Source organism: Fodinibius halophilus (assembly GCF_011059105.1).
Classification (GTDB): Bacteria; Bacteroidota; Rhodothermia; order Balneolales; family Balneolaceae; genus Fodinibius; species Fodinibius halophilus.
The window spans coordinates 59434-75848 of the sequence record NZ_JAALLS010000007.1 but is presented as its reverse complement, the minus strand read 5'-3'; the positions used below and the strand labels follow the sequence as shown (position 1 = coordinate 75848).

The following is a 16415-nucleotide window of genomic DNA, read 5'->3' as shown; positions in this document are numbered from 1 at the left end:
CACATCTCACTGTAACAATTACTATTGTGGTTCGTGTAAGAGCACGAATCATATAATTCACAACCAATATTTTTATGGATATGCGCAAAGGGATTCTATTCTTGTTTGTAAGTCTGTGTCTGGCAACCACCATGCACGCTCAAGAGGCTAAAAAAATATCGCTGCAAGACGCTATTGATATCGCACTGGAAAATAATTATCAGCTGAAACAAGCAAATAACAATTTGAATTTAGCTGAACAGCAGATATTAGGTGCCAAAGCTGATTTTTTACCTTCTATAAATGGACAGTTTAGTGGCCGAAGTACTCAGGGTCAACAGTTTAACAATACCACGTTGCAGCTTGAAAATACAGTCCGTAATTCTCTGAGTGGAGGAGTTAGCGCAAGCCTTACGATATTTGAGGGGTTTACAAATATTATGAACCTGCGTCGTAACCAGTTGAATGAAGAGTATCAGGAAGCTAATAAAAATCGGGCACGACAAACTGTTATTTTCAATGCGGCCAGCGGGTTTTTACAGGTTGTATTGAATAAGGAGTTACTTAAAATTGCCCGTCGAAATTTAGAATCGGCACGTGAACAGTTGAAACAAGTTGAAGCCCAAGTAGAGGTTGGCTCCCGTCCTACGGTAGATTTATATAACCAAGAGTCTACTGTCGCAAGCAACGAACTTACGGTTACTCAAAGGAAAAATGATTTGTCATACAGCAAAACCCAGCTAGTTGGTACCTTGCAACTTGATCCTCAAAAAGAGTATGAGTTTGTAGCACCAGATCTTAAAGATTTAACCCCTGCTGCACAATCTTTTGAACTTTCTGCGTTGATCAATCAGGCATTAAGTGAACGGAAAGATTTACAAGCGCAACAATTGCTAATTAAGCGTAACCGCGAGGATTTAGGTTTGGCACGTGCTAGTTACTATCCTTCGCTTTCTGCTGATATAGGAATAAATAGTAGTTATTATGATACCTATAGGTTGCGAACAGGTCCTCAAAATGTTGAAAAAGTAAATTTCTCAGATCAGTTTTTTGATCAAAATGTGAATAAATATGTTGGGTTTTCAGTGAATATTCCAATTTTTAATAATTTAAACAGCCGTATTAATGTTCAAAGATCAAAGATTACTTATAAGAATAGCCAATTGGAATATCAGAACCTGAAGTATACAGTACTGAAAGAGGTGCGGCAGGCTTATAATGATTACCAGTCTTATGTGAAACAGTTGAGTTCAACCCAAAAAGCTTTACAGGCTGCTGAAAAGTCTTATCAAACCCAAAAAGAAAGGTATGAAGTAGGAGCAGGGACTCTTGTTGAACTTAGTGATGCCAATGCACAATATATTGAAGCCCAATCTAATAGAGCGCAGGCTTTATTTCGATTCGTGTTCCAGAAGAAGTTGCTTGATTATTACATCGGCAAGCTTGACCAAAATATTTCATTGAACTAATAGCAGGGAAAAAATGGCTAACCAAAAAAAATCAGCTACGAAGAAGCTACTGTATGTAGCCGGCGGACTTGTTATAACGTTGGGATTGGGTATAGTGCTTGCTAAATCGATGGGATGGCTGGGCGGAGAGGGTCCTAAAACGGAGGTAGAGACTTCGGAGGCCAAGCTTAAAACCATTACCCAGGAAGTTTCAGCATCGGGCAAGATACAACCGGAAGTGGAAGTGATCCTGCGTCCCGAGGTATCCGGAGAAATTATTGAACTGCCTATTAAAGAGGGCGACTATGTTGCCAAAGGGGATCTGCTGGTCCGTATCAAACCGGATATTTACCGGGCTCGTATTGATGAGATCAATGCTTCCAGGTTAACACAAAAGGCCCGGTTACAAGAAGCCCGGGCAAATTTGTTGGAAGCCAAGAATACGTATCAGCAAAACAAAAAGCTGTATGAGTCGGAAGCTATTTCTGAGTCGGAGTATATTCGGGCTAAAACTTCTTATGAGGCACGGAAGGCAAGTTATGAGGCTGCTGAATACCAAGTTCAAAGTATGGAAGCCCAGCTGGAACAGGCCAAAGAAGAGCTTCAGAAAACGATTATAAGAGCTCCACGGAAAGGGACCATCAGCAAGCTGGCTGTAGAGGTGGGAGAGCGTGTGCTCGGTAATACACAGTCTATCGGTACCGAACTGCTTCGCATTGCCAAGATGGATCAGATGGAGGTGCAGGTGCAGGTCAATGAAAATGATATTGTGAATGTATCGGTCGAGGATACGGCAAATATTGAAGTGGATGCCTACCCGGACCGAACCTTTAAAGGATTGGTGACTGAGATCGCTAATTCCGCTGATATATCAGGTTCCGGGACCGCAGAACAGGTAACCAATTATGAAGTAAAGATTCGGGTATTAACGCCCCATAATCTGGATATGGCCGGTAATAAACGTATTGTGCAACAGGCCTCTCAGGAAGTACCTGAGGGTTCCTTTACTCCTTCATTTAAACCGGGTATGTCGGCAACGGTAGATGTACAGACGGAGACGGCCAGAAATGTAGTGTCAGTGCCTATACAGGCGGTTACGGTTCGTGACTTTGCTGATGCATCAACTAGCGATGATTCCACCCAAACGGATACCACTGCTGCTGATAAGGATGTCATTATTCCCAAAGAGGATCTTCGAAAAGTCGTGTTTGTCGTTGAAGAGGGGGTGGCAAATCGGCGCGAGGTGAAAACGGGAATTAGCGACAATACACATATCCAGATATTAAATGGAGTTGAGGCCGGTGATAAAATTGTAACCGGAAGTTACCGAACCTTGTCGAAAAAGCTTTCGGATGGAGATAAAGTAAAAATTAATAACCAGATGTATAGTAATCTGACATCACAATAAAGGAAGTATGTCAAATTCAATTATCAGTGTTACCGATCTTACTAAAATTTACCAGATGGGAACCCAGGAGGTTCGTGCTCTTGACGGGGTTTCATTTGATGTTCAGGAAAACGAATATATCGCCATTATGGGTCCGTCGGGATCGGGAAAGTCAACGTTGATGAACCTTATCGGTTGTCTCGACACCCCAACATCGGGCACGTATATTCTTAACAAGCAGGATGTGAGTGAGCTTGAAGATGCGGATCTTGCTGAAGTCCGAAACCGGGAAATTGGTTTCGTTTTTCAAACGTTTAACCTGTTGCCCCGAACCGATTGTTTATCTAATGTGGAGCTGCCACTCATCTATTCGGGGATTAAAACAGCGGAGCGCCATAAACGTGCTTCAGAAACGTTGCAAAGAGTGGGACTGGGAGATCGCATTGATCATAAGCCCAATGAGCTCTCCGGGGGACAGCGCCAACGCGTTGCTATTGCACGAGCCCTGGTTAACAACCCTTCAATTTTACTGGCTGATGAGCCAACCGGGAACCTTGATACCGAAACAGGTAATGAAATAATGATGCTCTTTGAGGAGCTTTATCGCATGGGTAATACCATTCTCGTGGTGACGCACGAACAAGATATTGCTGACCATGCCCGCCGTATTATTCGGTTGAGAGATGGCGAGATTGAAAGTGATGAACAAGTAGAAAATCCAGAGTTGCAAAATGTGGAACTTACCGTTCCCAAAGCCGGATAGTATCACATTTAAAGTCCTGAACCTCGGTATTTTTTAATGTCGGGGTTTTTTTGTTGTATAAAATATGGTTAAAATCGATGTAGCTCTTTTTCTTTCTAAGTTTTTATCAATCGATTATGAAAATATTGTATGTCTTTCCTCATCCTGATGATGAATCGTTTGGCCCGGCCCCCGCGATAGCAGCCCAACGCAGAAGGGGCAATGAGGTGTACCTGCTGACATTGACGAAGGGAGAAGCTACCAAACAGCGGTTCCGTCTGGGGGTTGACAAAAAGAAGATGGGTGAGATTCGATACAAAGAGATGCAGTGTGTGGAAAAAGTACTGGATCTAAATGGGATGAAAGTTTGTGACTTGCCGGACGATGGGCTAAAAGAGTTAGATCCTCATAAAATAGAAAGTGTGATTCGTGATCACGTTGAGCGCATTGAGCCAGATATTTTGGTAACCTATGCTGTGCATGGTATCAGTGGGTTCGAAGATCATTTGGTGAGCCACGCAGTGGTAAAGAGCGTCTATTGTGATTTAAAAAGAGAAGGAGCCCCTTATCCGCGGCGGCTTGCCTTTTTTACCCGCTTTAGTGAAGATGAGAGTGGTGGGAAGTTCAATCTCAGCTCTTCGAAACTAAAAGAGATCGATTGTTGGGTGGAGGCCAGTAAAGAAGATTATCAGAAGTTTGAGGATGCCCTTGATTGCTATGAAACCTACCAGGAGGTAATAGAAGAGAGTAATGTGAAAGAAGAGGTGGGGTATCGGATTTCGTTTGAGATTTTTCAAGAAGACTTTGATCCTCCTTTAGAGGTATTGGACGATCAGTTAGAGAATTAAGGGTGAATAACTATTCAGTAAAACCAAGTAAATAAAAAGTATGAGTAAATCTTATCCATTTTGGCTAAAAGGTACGACTATTTTATTGGGGATTTTCTTGGTGTTTATCGTTTTTTCGTACGGTAAATTTATTCTGATGCCGCTGGCTTTTTCTGCATTACTAGCGATGTTGTTACAGCCCCTAAGCAACTGGTTACAAAAATATAAGTTTAACCGGGTAGTGGCTATTATCACCAGTATGCTCTTAGTAACGATTGTGTTGGGAGGCATTGTATCGTTACTGTCGATACAATTGGTACAATTTGCTGATCGACTGCCGGAAGCGAATGCTAAAATACAGACTGTAAGCCGCGATTTAATTCAGTTTTTAGAGGCAAAATTTAATCTGTCACCCAACAGGCAGGTAGAGTTTTTGGAGCGGGGGTTAGAGACCTTAGTAGATAAAAGCGGGCAGTATATTAGCACTGCACTGGGAGCTACGACCAGTGTATTTACGACGATAGGATTGCTGCCTTTTTTTGTATTCTTTATGATGTACTATAAAAAAATGTATCGCACCTTTTTGCATAAAGCTGTTGAAGGCAAAAATGATGAGATCGATTCGGTGCTCGATGGCATACAGCATGTGACTCAAAGTTATGTAGTGGGTATGATTATGGTGATCAGTATCCTTGCCGTTTTAAATGCTATTGGGCTTTGGATAGTGGGGCTGGATCATGTGCTCTTTTTTGCGGTATTTGCGGCTGTATTGGCTATTATTCCCTATATAGGAATCATTATCGGCAGCTTGCCGGCTATCCTTTTTGCTCTTCTATTTACTGATTCCCTGTTGAATCCACTGGCTGTGATGGGGGTCTTTGCAGCAGTACAATTTTTAGAAGGTAACTTTATTACTCCAAATATTATTGGGTCCAGCGTAAGTATTAACCCTTTTATGGCATTGGTTGCTCTTATTATTGGCGGACAACTCTGGGGTATTGCCGGGATGATTTTATTTGTCCCTTTCCTGGGTATTTTAAAATGTATTTTTGACCAGGTTGATGGACTTAAGCCGTATGGGTACTTATTTGGCGATCATCCCGATTATAAAAAAGCCCAGCTGGAACCGGAGGATTGACTATATCTTTAGAAGTCGATTCCGAGTTTCCCAAATAGCTCGCAGAAAGGGCAGGTAGGGTACGCTATTCATGATTTTAAGATCTTGCAGTAATGTTGTTTCCTCACCAAGGAATCGAAATACCTCATCTATGGTATTATTTTTAAAGAGATGACTAAATACTCTTCGGGCCTCTTTGGGGTGGTCATGAATGATTTGTAATAACCAAAGATCATATGCGCGGTACCGTTTTAGGGATGGCGGATGGCCGGTAGGTTGCCCTTCTGATAAAAGGTCGTCAACAATATTTTTTACTTGCTGCTGAATGCGCTTGAAGGTATAGCCGGTGGAAGGCTTTGTCCGCCCGCCAACAGTACCGATATTGAGAATATGGGGTTTGTACCATGGCATGTACGGCCGGTCCTGCATCGGGATTTTACCAAACTCTCGTCGTCGGATGTTGTAGTTGATGGACTGTAATCCAAACCTGTTGTTGAGATAAAGGGATATTTTCTCTTCATAGGCTTCTTTTTCCAGCAGCTGATCCGAAAAAACAGTGTATTCTATGAGGCCGGTGCGGGAAGTCCAGGGCAACAGGTACATAAATGCCAGTTCATCTGAAATGGTGTCATCAAAATCCATGAGGGTAAACGTGGACGCATCAAAAATTGCCTTTTGGCTTTCAATTTCCCATCCCAAAAAGTGTTGTAGCAGGGGGTAACGTGGAGTAGATTGCTGGTGCTCTTGAGGAGTAAAGCAGCTTTGAAAAATGTACTCGGCAGTATATGAGTGCTCAGCTGTCTCCAGAGTGGCATTGCCTGAAGTAGTATGGAGTTCTTCAATCTCTGATTCCAATAAGGTGATATGCTTTGCCGATTTTATGGCATCGAAAACTTTCATTTTAAAGTCGATACTACGCAGACAGTAGTATGGATACTCATTGAGAGATCGTACAACATGGTCACCAAAAACACTGAGCTCAACCTGGTTCCATGTTTTGTAAATAGTATCCTCAAAAGGAGGCGTATTTGAATCCCAAAAACACCACGTCTTTTCATTTTTGGGTTCCAGGTCAGAATCGACTATAAGTATCTTTTTATCCCGAAGAGGGGACCGTAATAAATGCCAGGCTAAACTGAGTCCAGCGGCACCTGCTCCGGCAATAATATAGTCGTAGTGATGAGTCACTTCTCAGATAAATGGTTGTTGGTATTAATTTTTAATTGAGCTGCCAGATCGCAAAGTTAAGTGCCGAAGCATAACTCACCCACAATAAATAGGGAAGCAGTAACAGCCCGGCAATCTGTTTGTGTCTCCAAAAAAGGAGTACCGTAAAGATGATAGCTATCCATAGTAAGAAAATTTCTGCTAAAGCTGTACCAATAAGGTTCATCCCAAAAAATAACCATGACCAGAGTGCATTTAGCACCAACTGTAGAAAGAACCAGGTAAAAGCATAATCCCTGATAGATATGGTTTCCATTTTCCATAGAATCCATGCAGCAGTTCCCATCATTACATAAAGGATAGGCCAAACAACTGGGAAAGCCCAATTTGGAGGGGTCCATGTGGGCTTCTGTAGAAGTTCGTACCACGTACCCGGATCAAACTGTGCCCCAATAATTCCCGCGGTACTGCAGATGATGATCCAGGTGATGAGGCCAATAATGGACTTTGATTTATTCATGGTATCGGTGATGATGTTTTATCAGAATAATTAAATAATCTAACAGAAAATTTATTCTAAACATTTAAAATTTATTTAGTTCGACCGAATATTAATTCTGATATTTAAATATTAACCTTAGTTCAAAATCATCATTCCACGAGTAAATTAATTGTTTCAAAATAGTTAGCTGTTTATCTAAATTAACAGTATCGTACGCCAATGATTTAAAAAACAGTATTTTAAAATCCATTCGGTTAAGAGAATGATGAAGAGATTATTAGTGGCTTGTGGGATGGTGTTCATCGTTTTGGCTTGCAGTAGTATTAGTGAGCCAGAACTAGCAATTAATAAGTTAGTAACTGACAACAAAGTTAGCCCTGAACAAAAAGATTCCATTGCATCTGTCCTGAAATATTATCCCAATAATACACAGTTGGCTATTGCAATTATTAATGACAGCACAGCAACATTCTATGGGGCGCTAAGAAAGCAAGATACCCTCAAAACGATAGAAAACAGAGACCGTGTTTTCGAAATAGGATCCTTAACCAAAGTCTTCACTTCTGCTTTAATGGTTCATCTGGCTAATGAAGGGAAGATTGAAATTAATGATCCGATTCAGCATTATCTGGATTTCGATATAAATACTGAAGAGGATATAACTTTTAAGCAGCTGTCTAATCACACTTCAGGAGTTCCTCGTTTGCCGTCAGGATTTTTCTGGGAGTCGATCTGGCATATGGATAATCCCTACAAAGATTATGATGTGTCAAAGTTGCGAGAATATATGAGTACAGAAATGAAGCTGGATACGCTACCTGGCGTTGAACATCAATATTCCAACTTAGGAGCGGGAATATTGGGTTATGTACTGGGTATAGCAGATGACAAGAGATATGAAGAGATGCTACAGCACTATATCGTTTCTCCACTGGAAATGACCCGCACAACGACAATACGAAAAAATGTTAAAGAGCAATTAATTGCGGGATTGTCCAAGAGAGGTAGCGTTACATCCAATTGGGATTTGGCTGCTTTAAAGGGAGCAGGAGCCATTCTTTCAACGGCTGAAGATTTATCCAAATTTGGGATAGCTAATGTTAGTGGGCAGGACAGCATTTTCCAAAAGATGCATCAAAAAACGTTTACCATCAATGATGGTATGGATATAGGATTGGGTTGGTTTATACTTAAAAGAGATTCCGGAGATCGATGGCATTGGCACAATGGTGGAACGGGCGGTTATCGCTCGTCAATGACACTGGATATCAATGATCGAAAAGGAGTTATTGTGCTATCGAATATTTCTGCTGGCCACAAGGCAAGCAGTAAGATTGATAAACTGGGTAAAGTATTGCTAGAAAGCTTGTACGAATAAAAGCAAAGTCGGCATCTAAAATTAAGTTATTGGATATGATAAAAGTGGGGTGGAGTGTTATTGTCCTGTTGCATGGATTTATCCATTTAATGGGATTTCTTAAAGCATATAACCTGGCATCAATTGATCAGCTTGTACTTCCTATTTCCAGGACCTCGGGTCTGATTTGGCTTGGAGCTTTTCTGTTATTTATTGCTTCAGTATTTCTTTATCTATTTCAGATAGACTGGTGGTGGATAATTGCGGCAGTTGCTGTGATTGTTTCACAGGCACTTATTGTAACATACTGGGAAGATGCAAAATTTGGTACAGTAGCTAATGTAATCATAATGGCAGGAGGCATATTGGGGTATGGTCACTGGAGCTTTAATGCGATGGTAGATAGAGAACTGGACCAGTTTTGGAATGGTGTAGCCAGTGAGCAAACAGAAGGAGATGGTAAAAAAATAGATGACCTGCCTCCGGTTGTTCAAAAATGGTTAAACCAAAGTGATATCAACAATCAGGAAGCCGTAAAGCTAAACCAAAAGGGAAGGTTGAAAACTACTCCTGAGGGCAGTTGGATGTTAGTTGAGGCTGATCAATATGTAAATGTGGATTCACCGGAGTTTTTATGGATTGCAGATGTACAGATGGCATCATATATCCACTTAGCCGGACGTGATAAATACAAAGATGGAAAAGGGCATATGCTCATAAAATTACTCTCGCTATTTCCGGTGGCTAATGCCAAGGGGGCGAAAATTGATCAGGCTACGTTAGTGCGATATTTAGCAGAAATAGTTTGGTACCCCAGGGCTGCCACTAAAGAATATATAGAATGGGAACAAATAGAAGAACGTAAAGCTCGTGCAACAATAGAAAATGAAGGCATTATCACTTCGGGGATATTTGAATTTAACAAAGAGGGTATGCCTGTACAGTTTGAAGCGGAACGTTACTATAGTCGGAAAGAGGGCGCCACATTAGAAACATGGCTTATCGATATTGAGCCTTCTTCTTACCGGGTTTTTGATGGTATGAAGATTCCGACTAAAGCCAGTGTAACATGGCAGCTAGATGATGGAGAGTTTACTTGGTATCTGCTTGAGATAACAGATGCTACGTATTACTCAGATATCCCCCAATAAGATTATTGAGGAGGATTCATTGTAAATTGGGCCCATTTGCCTTCCATATCGGTGCACTTTCCTGAGAATGCGGATTGTTCGCGAACCAGCTTGCAGTTCAAAAAGACCTGTTCTTCCGGTTCTTTAAAAGAGAACGTGAGCGTATCGGCCTTTAACTCGGGTTTGCGTGTTTGTATAGGGTCGCCGCTGGGGCCAATAAGGATTATTTCAAGCTCATCGTTTTCATTATATGAAACGGCATAGGCCACCGGGTTTTCCATATCAGGATGACTCATAGGGCTTAGGCTCCCTATCCAACGTCCTTCTTCCAGTCTTTGGTCATTAGATTGGCAAGAAACGGCAACGCATACTAAAAGTAGAATCAGGTATTTCATTCGGTCAGTCTTTCTAGTTAATAAAAGCGTGAAAATTTACACTAACCATTCATAATTACAAAACAAATAAGATGATTTGTTTCCGGCTTTATTAACTGTTTTTGAGCTTAAAGAAGTTCGCTGAAATAAAAAGCGATTTTCTTGTTTGTGTTTTATTTACAATAATGTTGAATAGTATTGTCAGTTAACAGTTAATTAGGGGATATGATGTATCAATATATTATCAGGTTAGTATTTGTTATAAGCTTTTTATTTGTTTTTTCAACTTTATCAATAGGGCAGCAACTAGTAAAAGAGAACGTCGAGCCTCAACAAATAACCTCGAATTATGAATTTACTGAGGGTCCTCTGTGGCACAGTTCTGGTTATCTTCTCTTCAGCGACATTCCGGCGAATACAGTATATAAATGGTCAGCTGAAAAGGGAGCATCGACGTATCTAAAACCCAGTGGACATGCCAACGGGCTTACTTTTGATAACCAGGGGCACCTGTTATTGGCCCAGCATGATGGGGCTATTGCTAGAGAAAATGAGCGTGGAGAAATTACTGTCGTTATTGATAACTACAAGGGAAAGCGATTAAATAGTCCTAATGATCTGGTGGTTAAGTCTGATGGATCTATCTATTTTACCGATCCTTCTTTTGGAGTCTCTGATGAAGATAAAGAACTTGCCTTCCAGGGAGTATATCGCTATTCCAAGAAGAACGGGCTACAGTTGTTGGTGGATGATTTTGCTCTCCCCAACGGCATCGTATTTTCACCGGATGAAGAGAAGCTGTACGTGAATGACAGCAAGCACAATCATATCCGGGTATTTAAGGTAAAAAAAGATGGCACTGTTGGCAGTGGAGAGGTATTTGCTACCATGGAAAGCGAAGGAGACGGTGCTGCTGATGGGATGAAAGTTGATAAGGATGGAAACTTATATTCAACAGGGCCCGGCGGGTTATGGATTTTTTCACCCAGCGGAGAATTACTGCAACAACTGGAAAGCCCGCGAATTACAAACCTAGCTTGGGGTGGGGCAGAGAATAAAACATTGTTTATGACCGCTCCCAATGCTGTTTATAAGCTGAAGATGACCAAAGAGGGGATACAGTAAGTTATTCTAAAATAAAAAAAGCTGCCGGGCAGAGCCCCGCAGCTTTTTTAAGTAAAGCTAGAGAATATTTATTCAGCTGCTTCAACTTTTTCGGGCATATGTTTCTCCTTGGCCTCTTTAAAAGCTTCTCGCGGCTGTAAGCCGAGGATATCAAACATCTTTTTGTCCTCTTCCAGCTCGTTGTTATCCGTAGTAAGCAGTTTTTCTCCTGTAAATATTGAATTGGCACCGGCCATAAAGCAGAGAGCCTGTTCCTCCATACTCATATCTACACGGCCTGCTGACAGGCGTACCATAGAATCGGGCATTGTAATGCGTGCTGTAGCAATCATGCGGGCCATATCGTACCAAGGCACTTTCGGCTGGTCTTCAAGGGGTGTTCCTTCCACAGCAATAAGTGCATTAACGGGAACCGATTCCGGATGTTCGGGCATCGTAGAAAGATTGTGAATAAGCTCTATGCGGTCTTCATCCGTTTCGCCCATTCCAATGATACCCCCGGAGCAAACACTGATATCATTTTCCCGAACTGTCTCTATGGTATCCAGTCGATCCTGATATTTACGAGTTGAGATAATACGATTATAAAAGTCCTCGCTGCTGTCAAGGTTATGGTTGTAAGCATAAAGACCGGCTTCTTTGAGCTTGGCTGCTTGTTCATCCGAAAGCATACCCAGGGTACAGCATACTTCCATGTCCATATCAGTAATCTCGCTCACCATTTCGAGTACTTGATCAAAATCTTTGGTTTCACGTCCACATCGCCAGGCAGCTCCCATACAGAATCGTGTACTGCCTGCTTCTTTTGCTCGTTTTGCGGCCGAAAGGATATCCGCACTGTCCAGCATCTTTTCAGCTTCTACATCAGTGTCGTGGTGAGCCGACTGTGGACAATAGGCGCAGTCTTCGGGGCAACCGCCCGTTTTTATAGAGAGCAGGGTGCATACTTGTACTTCTCCTGTCTCCTGATGTTCTCGATGTACCGTTGCGGCGCGATAGACAAGTTCCATCAGTGGGGTGTGGTAAATCTCAGAAATTTCTTCTTTACTCCAATCGGTTCTTACATCAGCCATAAATGTCAGTTTTCTTCAATCTGCAATTCAATTTGTCCAAAACTAATAGGGATGAATCGTAAATCCCAATAGAAAATTGATTGAATTTTATTCTTTTTAGGTATTCATTTTTTATTTGATGAAGCTCTTTAATAGAGCCATATATATCCTTGTAAAACTAAAGGTTATTAAAAGTGAGGTGGTAGAGGTTATCATGTTTGCTGATATCGACTTTTTTTGCAACCGATTAGGCTGTTTTTACTATTGATAGTGTTATCCCCGGCATTATAGAAGCCTTTGGATCGCTAATATTGGTCCGAAAGGAATCTCTTTAAGCTCGGTTATCGCAGGAGAGGTGAGAGTCCATTTTACTTGATGAAATTATTTTTCCCTAAAAGGAAAGATGAGAAAGCACAGATGGCAGTACAGCGTATCCATCTGGTCAGTGAATAATTCCTTTGAGCTCAGTAAAGATATTGCTATTTATGGGATCCAAGCACCGGAAGCTATGGATGGTAATACACTCAACGATCTTCAAAATACAACAGCGTTATAATGTAAAGTTGTTGAGGATTAAGCAGAATTAAGAAAATGAGGTCCCATTTAAGGGTGCATCAGCAAGAAAATCAAATACTCGGAGTGCGTAACCCATTAATAACAATACACAAAAAATATTGGCTGGTTATTATGGGAGATTACGGAGATATCAACGAATTTATAGATATAAATTAGTGCTATGCCAGAGATTTTGAGTTCGGGGAAATCTACTTTTCAAATAGACGTACCCTATAAATTAATAGAGACAGGAAAATCGGATGAGAAGCCTCTGATTGTATATTTGCACGGGTTTAAACAAAATATACAGATGTTTCAGGGATTAGTTGAGGAGCTTTTGGATATTGAAGCTTATCACTTATTTGTTCAGGCTCCTTATCCCATTTATGATCGAAGTCGAAAGAAAGCCGTAGAAGAGTGGGGGAGAGCCTGGTATCTGTATGATGGTAATCAGGACCAGTTTGTCCGTTCCCTGGAGGCTGCCTCTGAGTTTGTACAAGATCATATTGAAAAAGTTAGCGATCAATTATCTCCGAGCCATGTTACGGTATTGGGATACTCCATGGGAGGATATCTGGCCGGGTATTTTGGGCTTTCAAGGTGGAAAAATATTCAAGATTTGATTATTGTAGGGGCACGGATTAAGACAGAACTATTTGAGGATAAGAAGCATCACTTTGACCATATGAATGTGTTGGCATTGCATGGTACAAAAGATGGGAGTGTTAAAAGTGCCCCTCAGAAAAAGTGTTGTAGTCAGCTTTCCGAATGGGGTGCTAATGTAACATTTAAGGAGTTGGAAGAGTCACATGCTTTGAGTAGTTTATTTTTACAAGAAATAAAAGAATGGATGCTCGATTTAGGTTATCAGAAGTATATTTAAAAATTATAGTCTAAAACTTAGCATATTTATACTTAGTTAGTTATAATCAGTTAATTCTAACAACGGGATTAAATCAGGGAAGGAAGATACTCTTACTATGAATGTATTAGTTATCGAGGACGATCCTTCAGTTCGTGCGCTGGTGAAAGCAGTACTGGAGAAAAATGAACATACAGTTGATGTCGCAGAAACCGCTGCTAATGGTGAAAAGCATGCATCAGAAGATTCATATGACATTATTATATTGGATTTAGGTCTGCCTGACGGTGATGGCTTTGATCTTTGTAAAAGTATGCGGGATAACCAAATTACTACCCCCGTACTAATATTGTCTGCCGAACAGGAGACGGATGTAAAAATTAAGTGCCTGCGCGTAGGAGCTGATGACTATATTACCAAGCCTTTTGATACCGAAGAGCTTATGGCGCGTATCGAAGCTATTAGTCGTCGAAGCACAGAATCTAACGGTGATCGCATCTTAGAATGTGGCGAGCTCAAGGTAAATATGCTGGAACGTACCTTTCACGTTAATGGTACAAAAGTTGATCTTACAAATAACGAATATAACCTGCTGGTCTACCTGCTAAAAAAGAAGAATAAAATCGTTACCCAGGAAGAGATCGCAGAAAATGTATGGGATATCCATTTCGATACCCAGACCAATTACATTAATGTGTATATCAGTTACCTGCGAAAGAAGATCCGTAACCATTCCGAAAATGAGTATATTGATACCGTCCGTAAAAAAGGATTTATAATCCGTTGCGAGAACTAGTTAGGGCAGCTTATCCCGGGTAGGAGCCTTGTCCCTGTATATAATGTCTCAAATTGCTGATTTCACTTTTCTGTTTAGAGATTATACTCTTAACAAGGTCCCCAATTGAGATTACACCGGCAACCGTATCTTGTTCCATTACCGGCAGGTGACGTATTTTCTCTTCGGTCATGATTCCCATACACCGTTGTACAGAGTCGGAAGGAGTCACATAATAGACATCCGAGGTCATGATTTCGTGCACTTTTGTGCTTTTGGAACTTCTGCCTTTTAAAATGACTTTGCTCCTGTAGTCACGTTCACTCAATATTCCATCTAATGAATCACCGTCTAATACAACTAATGCTCCTATATCAAGCTCATCCATAGTGGCAATAGCTTCATATACTGTTTGATTGGGATCTATGGAATAAACTTCTCTACCCTTATTTTTTAAGATATCACTGACAAGCATAAGACCTCCTTTTTGATTTAAAAGATGAGACAACTACCAATAAAGTAGTATACCACATCTTTAGGACTAAAACATTTGTATTTATAATTTTATGGATAAGTCACTTAAATTACAATTACTTAACTATCTTAAAGAGTTTATCACCGAAGATCGGTGGACAAAAATAAATGAGGTACTGAGTTCTCGTACTCGTTATCTCACTGTTGTTCTGGAAGATATTTATCAGCCTCATAATGCCAGCGCAGTATTGCGTAGTTGCGATGGTTTTGGAATTCAGGATGTGCATATTATTGAAAATAAGAATGAGTTCGATCCTAATAAGGGCGTAACCATTGGTGCGGATAAGTGGATCTCTTATCACCAGTACAGTAAAGAAGGACAAAATAATACCGAACGTTGTTTTCAGTCGCTAAGAGAGCAGGGGTACCAGGTTATTGCCACAACGCCTCATCATGATGATGTCACCATCGATGAGGTGCCACTTGACAAACCTACTGCACTTGTCTTTGGAGCAGAACTTACCGGTCTTTCTGATTATGCTATGGAAGAGGCAGACGGATATGCTAAAATTCCCATGCACGGATTTAGCGAGAGTTTCAATATTTCGGTAGGAGCAGCACTCTGTTTATATGATGTTACTACCCGACTTCGCAAAGGAGATCAAAACTGGTCGTTAACTGAAGAGGAAAAGCTGGAACTTCAGTTAGATTGGGTGCGAAAGTCGGTGCGAGCGCCTAAAAAACTGGAAGAACGCTTTTTTGAAGAGCGAGGGAAATAGAAGAAACCTTTTTAGTGATTGAGTGGTTACGCAGCAAAACAACGCTATCTCGAATGCTGCGTGTTGAATTTTCAAGACCAACAACTTTGCCACCTGCATCCTGCTGGAGGCTGGATAATTTAATTTACTTCCTGGTAATTCCCCTCAATATGCCCCCACAATCTCATTTTTCACTACTCAAATCCAGAGTCTCTGATCTCTATTTCCCACTTTGTCACTCCGAGAAATACCAATGATGAGGAGTATCAAATCAGATTAACGGCAGTTAGCTAACATAGGCAAGGCCAGAAGGAATTTGCACTTCCTGAAATTAATGCACCTTTAATCACCCGTATTCTCTAAGCTTTGGCATCCCAGCAACCAATATAAGTAAATGAAAACCTCCAGAGTGCTTCAGCTAATCTAAGATACAGATATACGATCACTGTGGCTCGGAGGCATTGATACTACTAAAGACTCTGTGGCTTTATCAAAGATATTCTTAACCTAATGGGCTTGTTGTGCAGGAATATGCATTCCTACTTCTGTGTTGAGTGTATGTACTTTGTCGTTTATTTCGATGGCAATTTTACCAGAGAGTACAAAGAAAAATTGTTCAGATTCAACGTGATAATGTTTTACTTCTTTCGTATCGGGAGGCATCTGTTCTTGAATGATACTGAGCTGAGGATTTTTGAGTAAATGCCATCCATCACAATGGTCTCCCCAGTTATAGTGTTCAGAAACTTCTTTACTAACTACTTTCATAGTTTCCATTTCAAAA

Annotated in this window: 18 protein-coding genes; 12 read left to right on the top strand and 6 right to left on the bottom strand. The window is 40.9% G+C overall.

What is annotated here, in order from left to right:
* Positions 1–74 precede the first annotated feature (74 nt).
* From G3569_RS07010 to G3569_RS06990, 5 genes are all read left to right on the top strand, one after another.
* Positions 75–1448, top strand: coding sequence for a TolC family protein (locus G3569_RS07010; protein ID WP_240894629.1), 1374 nt, complete (start codon positions 75–77; stop codon positions 1446–1448).
* A gap of 13 nt (positions 1449–1461) precedes the next feature.
* Positions 1462–2835, top strand: a complete 1374-nt coding sequence (locus G3569_RS07005) for an efflux RND transporter periplasmic adaptor subunit (RefSeq protein WP_165267481.1) — start codon at positions 1462–1464, stop codon at positions 2833–2835.
* A gap of 7 nt (positions 2836–2842) precedes the next feature.
* Complete coding sequence (locus G3569_RS07000; protein ID WP_165267479.1) at positions 2843–3577, top strand: ABC transporter ATP-binding protein; 735 nt, start codon at positions 2843–2845, stop codon at positions 3575–3577.
* Positions 3578–3693: 116 nt separating this feature from the next.
* Complete coding sequence (locus G3569_RS06995) at positions 3694–4404, top strand: PIG-L family deacetylase (protein ID WP_205720066.1); 711 nt, start codon at positions 3694–3696, stop codon at positions 4402–4404.
* 40 nt (positions 4405–4444) lie between these two features.
* Entirely contained in the window at positions 4445–5521 is a 1077-nt protein-coding gene (locus G3569_RS06990) for an AI-2E family transporter (protein ID WP_165267477.1), read from the top strand.
* On the opposite strand, the gene G3569_RS06985 is transcribed toward G3569_RS06990, so the two are convergent.
* Together G3569_RS06985 and G3569_RS06980 are read right to left on the bottom strand one after the other, a co-directional pair.
* Entirely contained in the window at positions 5522–6688 is a 1167-nt protein-coding gene (locus tag G3569_RS06985; RefSeq protein WP_165267475.1) for a lycopene cyclase family protein, read from the bottom strand.
* A gap of 31 nt (positions 6689–6719) precedes the next feature.
* Positions 6720–7187 carry a TspO/MBR family protein gene (locus tag G3569_RS06980; protein WP_165267473.1) on the bottom strand — a complete coding sequence of 156 codons (468 nt, stop codon included), beginning with the start codon at positions 7185–7187 and terminating at the stop codon, positions 6720–6722.
* 244 nt (positions 7188–7431) lie between these two features.
* Here G3569_RS06980 and G3569_RS06975 point away from each other — a divergent pair, with 244 nt between their 5' ends.
* Positions 7432–8547 carry a serine hydrolase domain-containing protein gene (locus tag G3569_RS06975; RefSeq protein ID WP_165267470.1) on the top strand — a complete coding sequence of 372 codons (1116 nt, stop codon included), beginning with the start codon at positions 7432–7434 and terminating at the stop codon, positions 8545–8547.
* A 35-nt stretch (positions 8548–8582) separates the two neighbouring features.
* Positions 8583–9677 (top strand): DUF6920 family protein, encoded by a 1095-nt coding sequence (locus G3569_RS06970; RefSeq protein ID WP_165267468.1) that lies wholly within the window; start codon positions 8583–8585, stop codon positions 9675–9677.
* Between the two features lie 2 nt (positions 9678–9679).
* On the opposite strand, the gene G3569_RS06965 is transcribed toward G3569_RS06970, so the two are convergent.
* Entirely contained in the window at positions 9680–10051 is a 372-nt protein-coding gene (locus G3569_RS06965; protein WP_165267466.1) for a hypothetical protein, read from the bottom strand.
* 204 nt (positions 10052–10255) lie between these two features.
* On the opposite strand from G3569_RS06965, the gene G3569_RS06960 reads away from it, so the two are divergent.
* Positions 10256–11155, top strand: a complete 900-nt coding sequence (locus tag G3569_RS06960) for an SMP-30/gluconolactonase/LRE family protein (protein WP_205720065.1) — start codon at positions 10256–10258, stop codon at positions 11153–11155.
* A 68-nt stretch (positions 11156–11223) separates the two neighbouring features.
* On the opposite strand, the gene bioB is transcribed toward G3569_RS06960, so the two are convergent.
* Positions 11224–12228, bottom strand: a complete 1005-nt coding sequence (bioB, locus tag G3569_RS06955; protein WP_165267464.1) for a biotin synthase BioB — start codon at positions 12226–12228, stop codon at positions 11224–11226.
* Positions 12229–12610: 382 nt separating this feature from the next.
* Here bioB and G3569_RS06950 point away from each other — a divergent pair, with 382 nt between their 5' ends.
* From G3569_RS06950 to G3569_RS06940, 3 genes are all read left to right on the top strand, one after another.
* Positions 12611–12763 carry a hypothetical protein gene (locus G3569_RS06950; RefSeq protein ID WP_165267462.1) on the top strand — a complete coding sequence of 51 codons (153 nt, stop codon included), beginning with the start codon at positions 12611–12613 and terminating at the stop codon, positions 12761–12763.
* Between the two features lie 180 nt (positions 12764–12943).
* A complete protein-coding gene (locus G3569_RS06945; RefSeq protein ID WP_165267460.1) occupies positions 12944–13645 on the top strand; it encodes an alpha/beta hydrolase in 702 nt (233 codons plus the stop codon).
* 97 nt (positions 13646–13742) lie between these two features.
* A complete protein-coding gene (locus G3569_RS06940) occupies positions 13743–14420 on the top strand; it encodes a response regulator transcription factor (protein WP_165267458.1) in 678 nt (225 codons plus the stop codon).
* A 10-nt stretch (positions 14421–14430) separates the two neighbouring features.
* Here the strand turns inward: G3569_RS06940 and G3569_RS06935 are convergent, their stop codons facing one another.
* Positions 14431–14874: a CBS domain-containing protein gene (locus tag G3569_RS06935; RefSeq protein WP_165267456.1), complete on the bottom strand. Its 444-nt coding sequence runs from the start codon at positions 14872–14874 to the stop codon at positions 14431–14433.
* Positions 14875–14965: 91 nt separating this feature from the next.
* Between G3569_RS06935 and G3569_RS06930 the strand changes: the two genes are divergently transcribed.
* A complete protein-coding gene (locus tag G3569_RS06930) occupies positions 14966–15652 on the top strand; it encodes a TrmH family RNA methyltransferase (protein WP_165267454.1) in 687 nt (228 codons plus the stop codon).
* Between the two features lie 486 nt (positions 15653–16138).
* Here the strand turns inward: G3569_RS06930 and G3569_RS06925 are convergent, their stop codons facing one another.
* Positions 16139–16399 carry a cupin domain-containing protein gene (locus G3569_RS06925; protein ID WP_205720064.1) on the bottom strand — a complete coding sequence of 87 codons (261 nt, stop codon included), beginning with the start codon at positions 16397–16399 and terminating at the stop codon, positions 16139–16141.
* Positions 16400–16415: the final 16 nt, after the last annotated feature.

Bases quoted from the DNA above. Each gene is read 5' to 3' on its own strand.
- bioB (WP_165267464.1), bottom strand. From the start codon at position 12,228: ATGGCTGATGTAAGAACCGATTGGAGTAAAGAAGAAATTTCTGAGATT.
- G3569_RS06945 (WP_165267460.1), top strand. From the start codon at position 12,944: ATGCCAGAGATTTTGAGTTCGGGGAAATCTACTTTTCAAATAGACGTA.
- G3569_RS06995 (WP_205720066.1), top strand. From the start codon at position 3,694: ATGAAAATATTGTATGTCTTTCCTCATCCTGATGATGAATCGTTTGGC.
- G3569_RS06965 (WP_165267466.1), bottom strand. From the start codon at position 10,051: ATGAAATACCTGATTCTACTTTTAGTATGCGTTGCCGTTTCTTGCCAA.
- G3569_RS07000 (WP_165267479.1), top strand. From the start codon at position 2,843: ATGTCAAATTCAATTATCAGTGTTACCGATCTTACTAAAATTTACCAG.
- G3569_RS06970 (WP_165267468.1), top strand. From the start codon at position 8,583: ATGATAAAAGTGGGGTGGAGTGTTATTGTCCTGTTGCATGGATTTATC.
- G3569_RS06930 (WP_165267454.1), top strand. From the start codon at position 14,966: ATGGATAAGTCACTTAAATTACAATTACTTAACTATCTTAAAGAGTTT.
- G3569_RS06975 (WP_165267470.1), top strand. From the start codon at position 7,432: ATGATGAAGAGATTATTAGTGGCTTGTGGGATGGTGTTCATCGTTTTG.
- G3569_RS06990 (WP_165267477.1), top strand. From the start codon at position 4,445: ATGAGTAAATCTTATCCATTTTGGCTAAAAGGTACGACTATTTTATTG.
- G3569_RS06960 (WP_205720065.1), top strand. From the start codon at position 10,256: ATGATGTATCAATATATTATCAGGTTAGTATTTGTTATAAGCTTTTTA.
- G3569_RS06940 (WP_165267458.1), top strand. From the start codon at position 13,743: ATGAATGTATTAGTTATCGAGGACGATCCTTCAGTTCGTGCGCTGGTG.
- G3569_RS06925 (WP_205720064.1), bottom strand. From the start codon at position 16,399: ATGAAAGTAGTTAGTAAAGAAGTTTCTGAACACTATAACTGGGGAGAC.
- G3569_RS07010 (WP_240894629.1), top strand. From the start codon at position 75: ATGGATATGCGCAAAGGGATTCTATTCTTGTTTGTAAGTCTGTGTCTG.
- G3569_RS06980 (WP_165267473.1), bottom strand. From the start codon at position 7,187: ATGAATAAATCAAAGTCCATTATTGGCCTCATCACCTGGATCATCATC.
- G3569_RS06935 (WP_165267456.1), bottom strand. From the start codon at position 14,874: ATGCTTGTCAGTGATATCTTAAAAAATAAGGGTAGAGAAGTTTATTCC.
- G3569_RS07005 (WP_165267481.1), top strand. From the start codon at position 1,462: ATGGCTAACCAAAAAAAATCAGCTACGAAGAAGCTACTGTATGTAGCC.
- G3569_RS06950 (WP_165267462.1), top strand. From the start codon at position 12,611: ATGAGAAAGCACAGATGGCAGTACAGCGTATCCATCTGGTCAGTGAAT.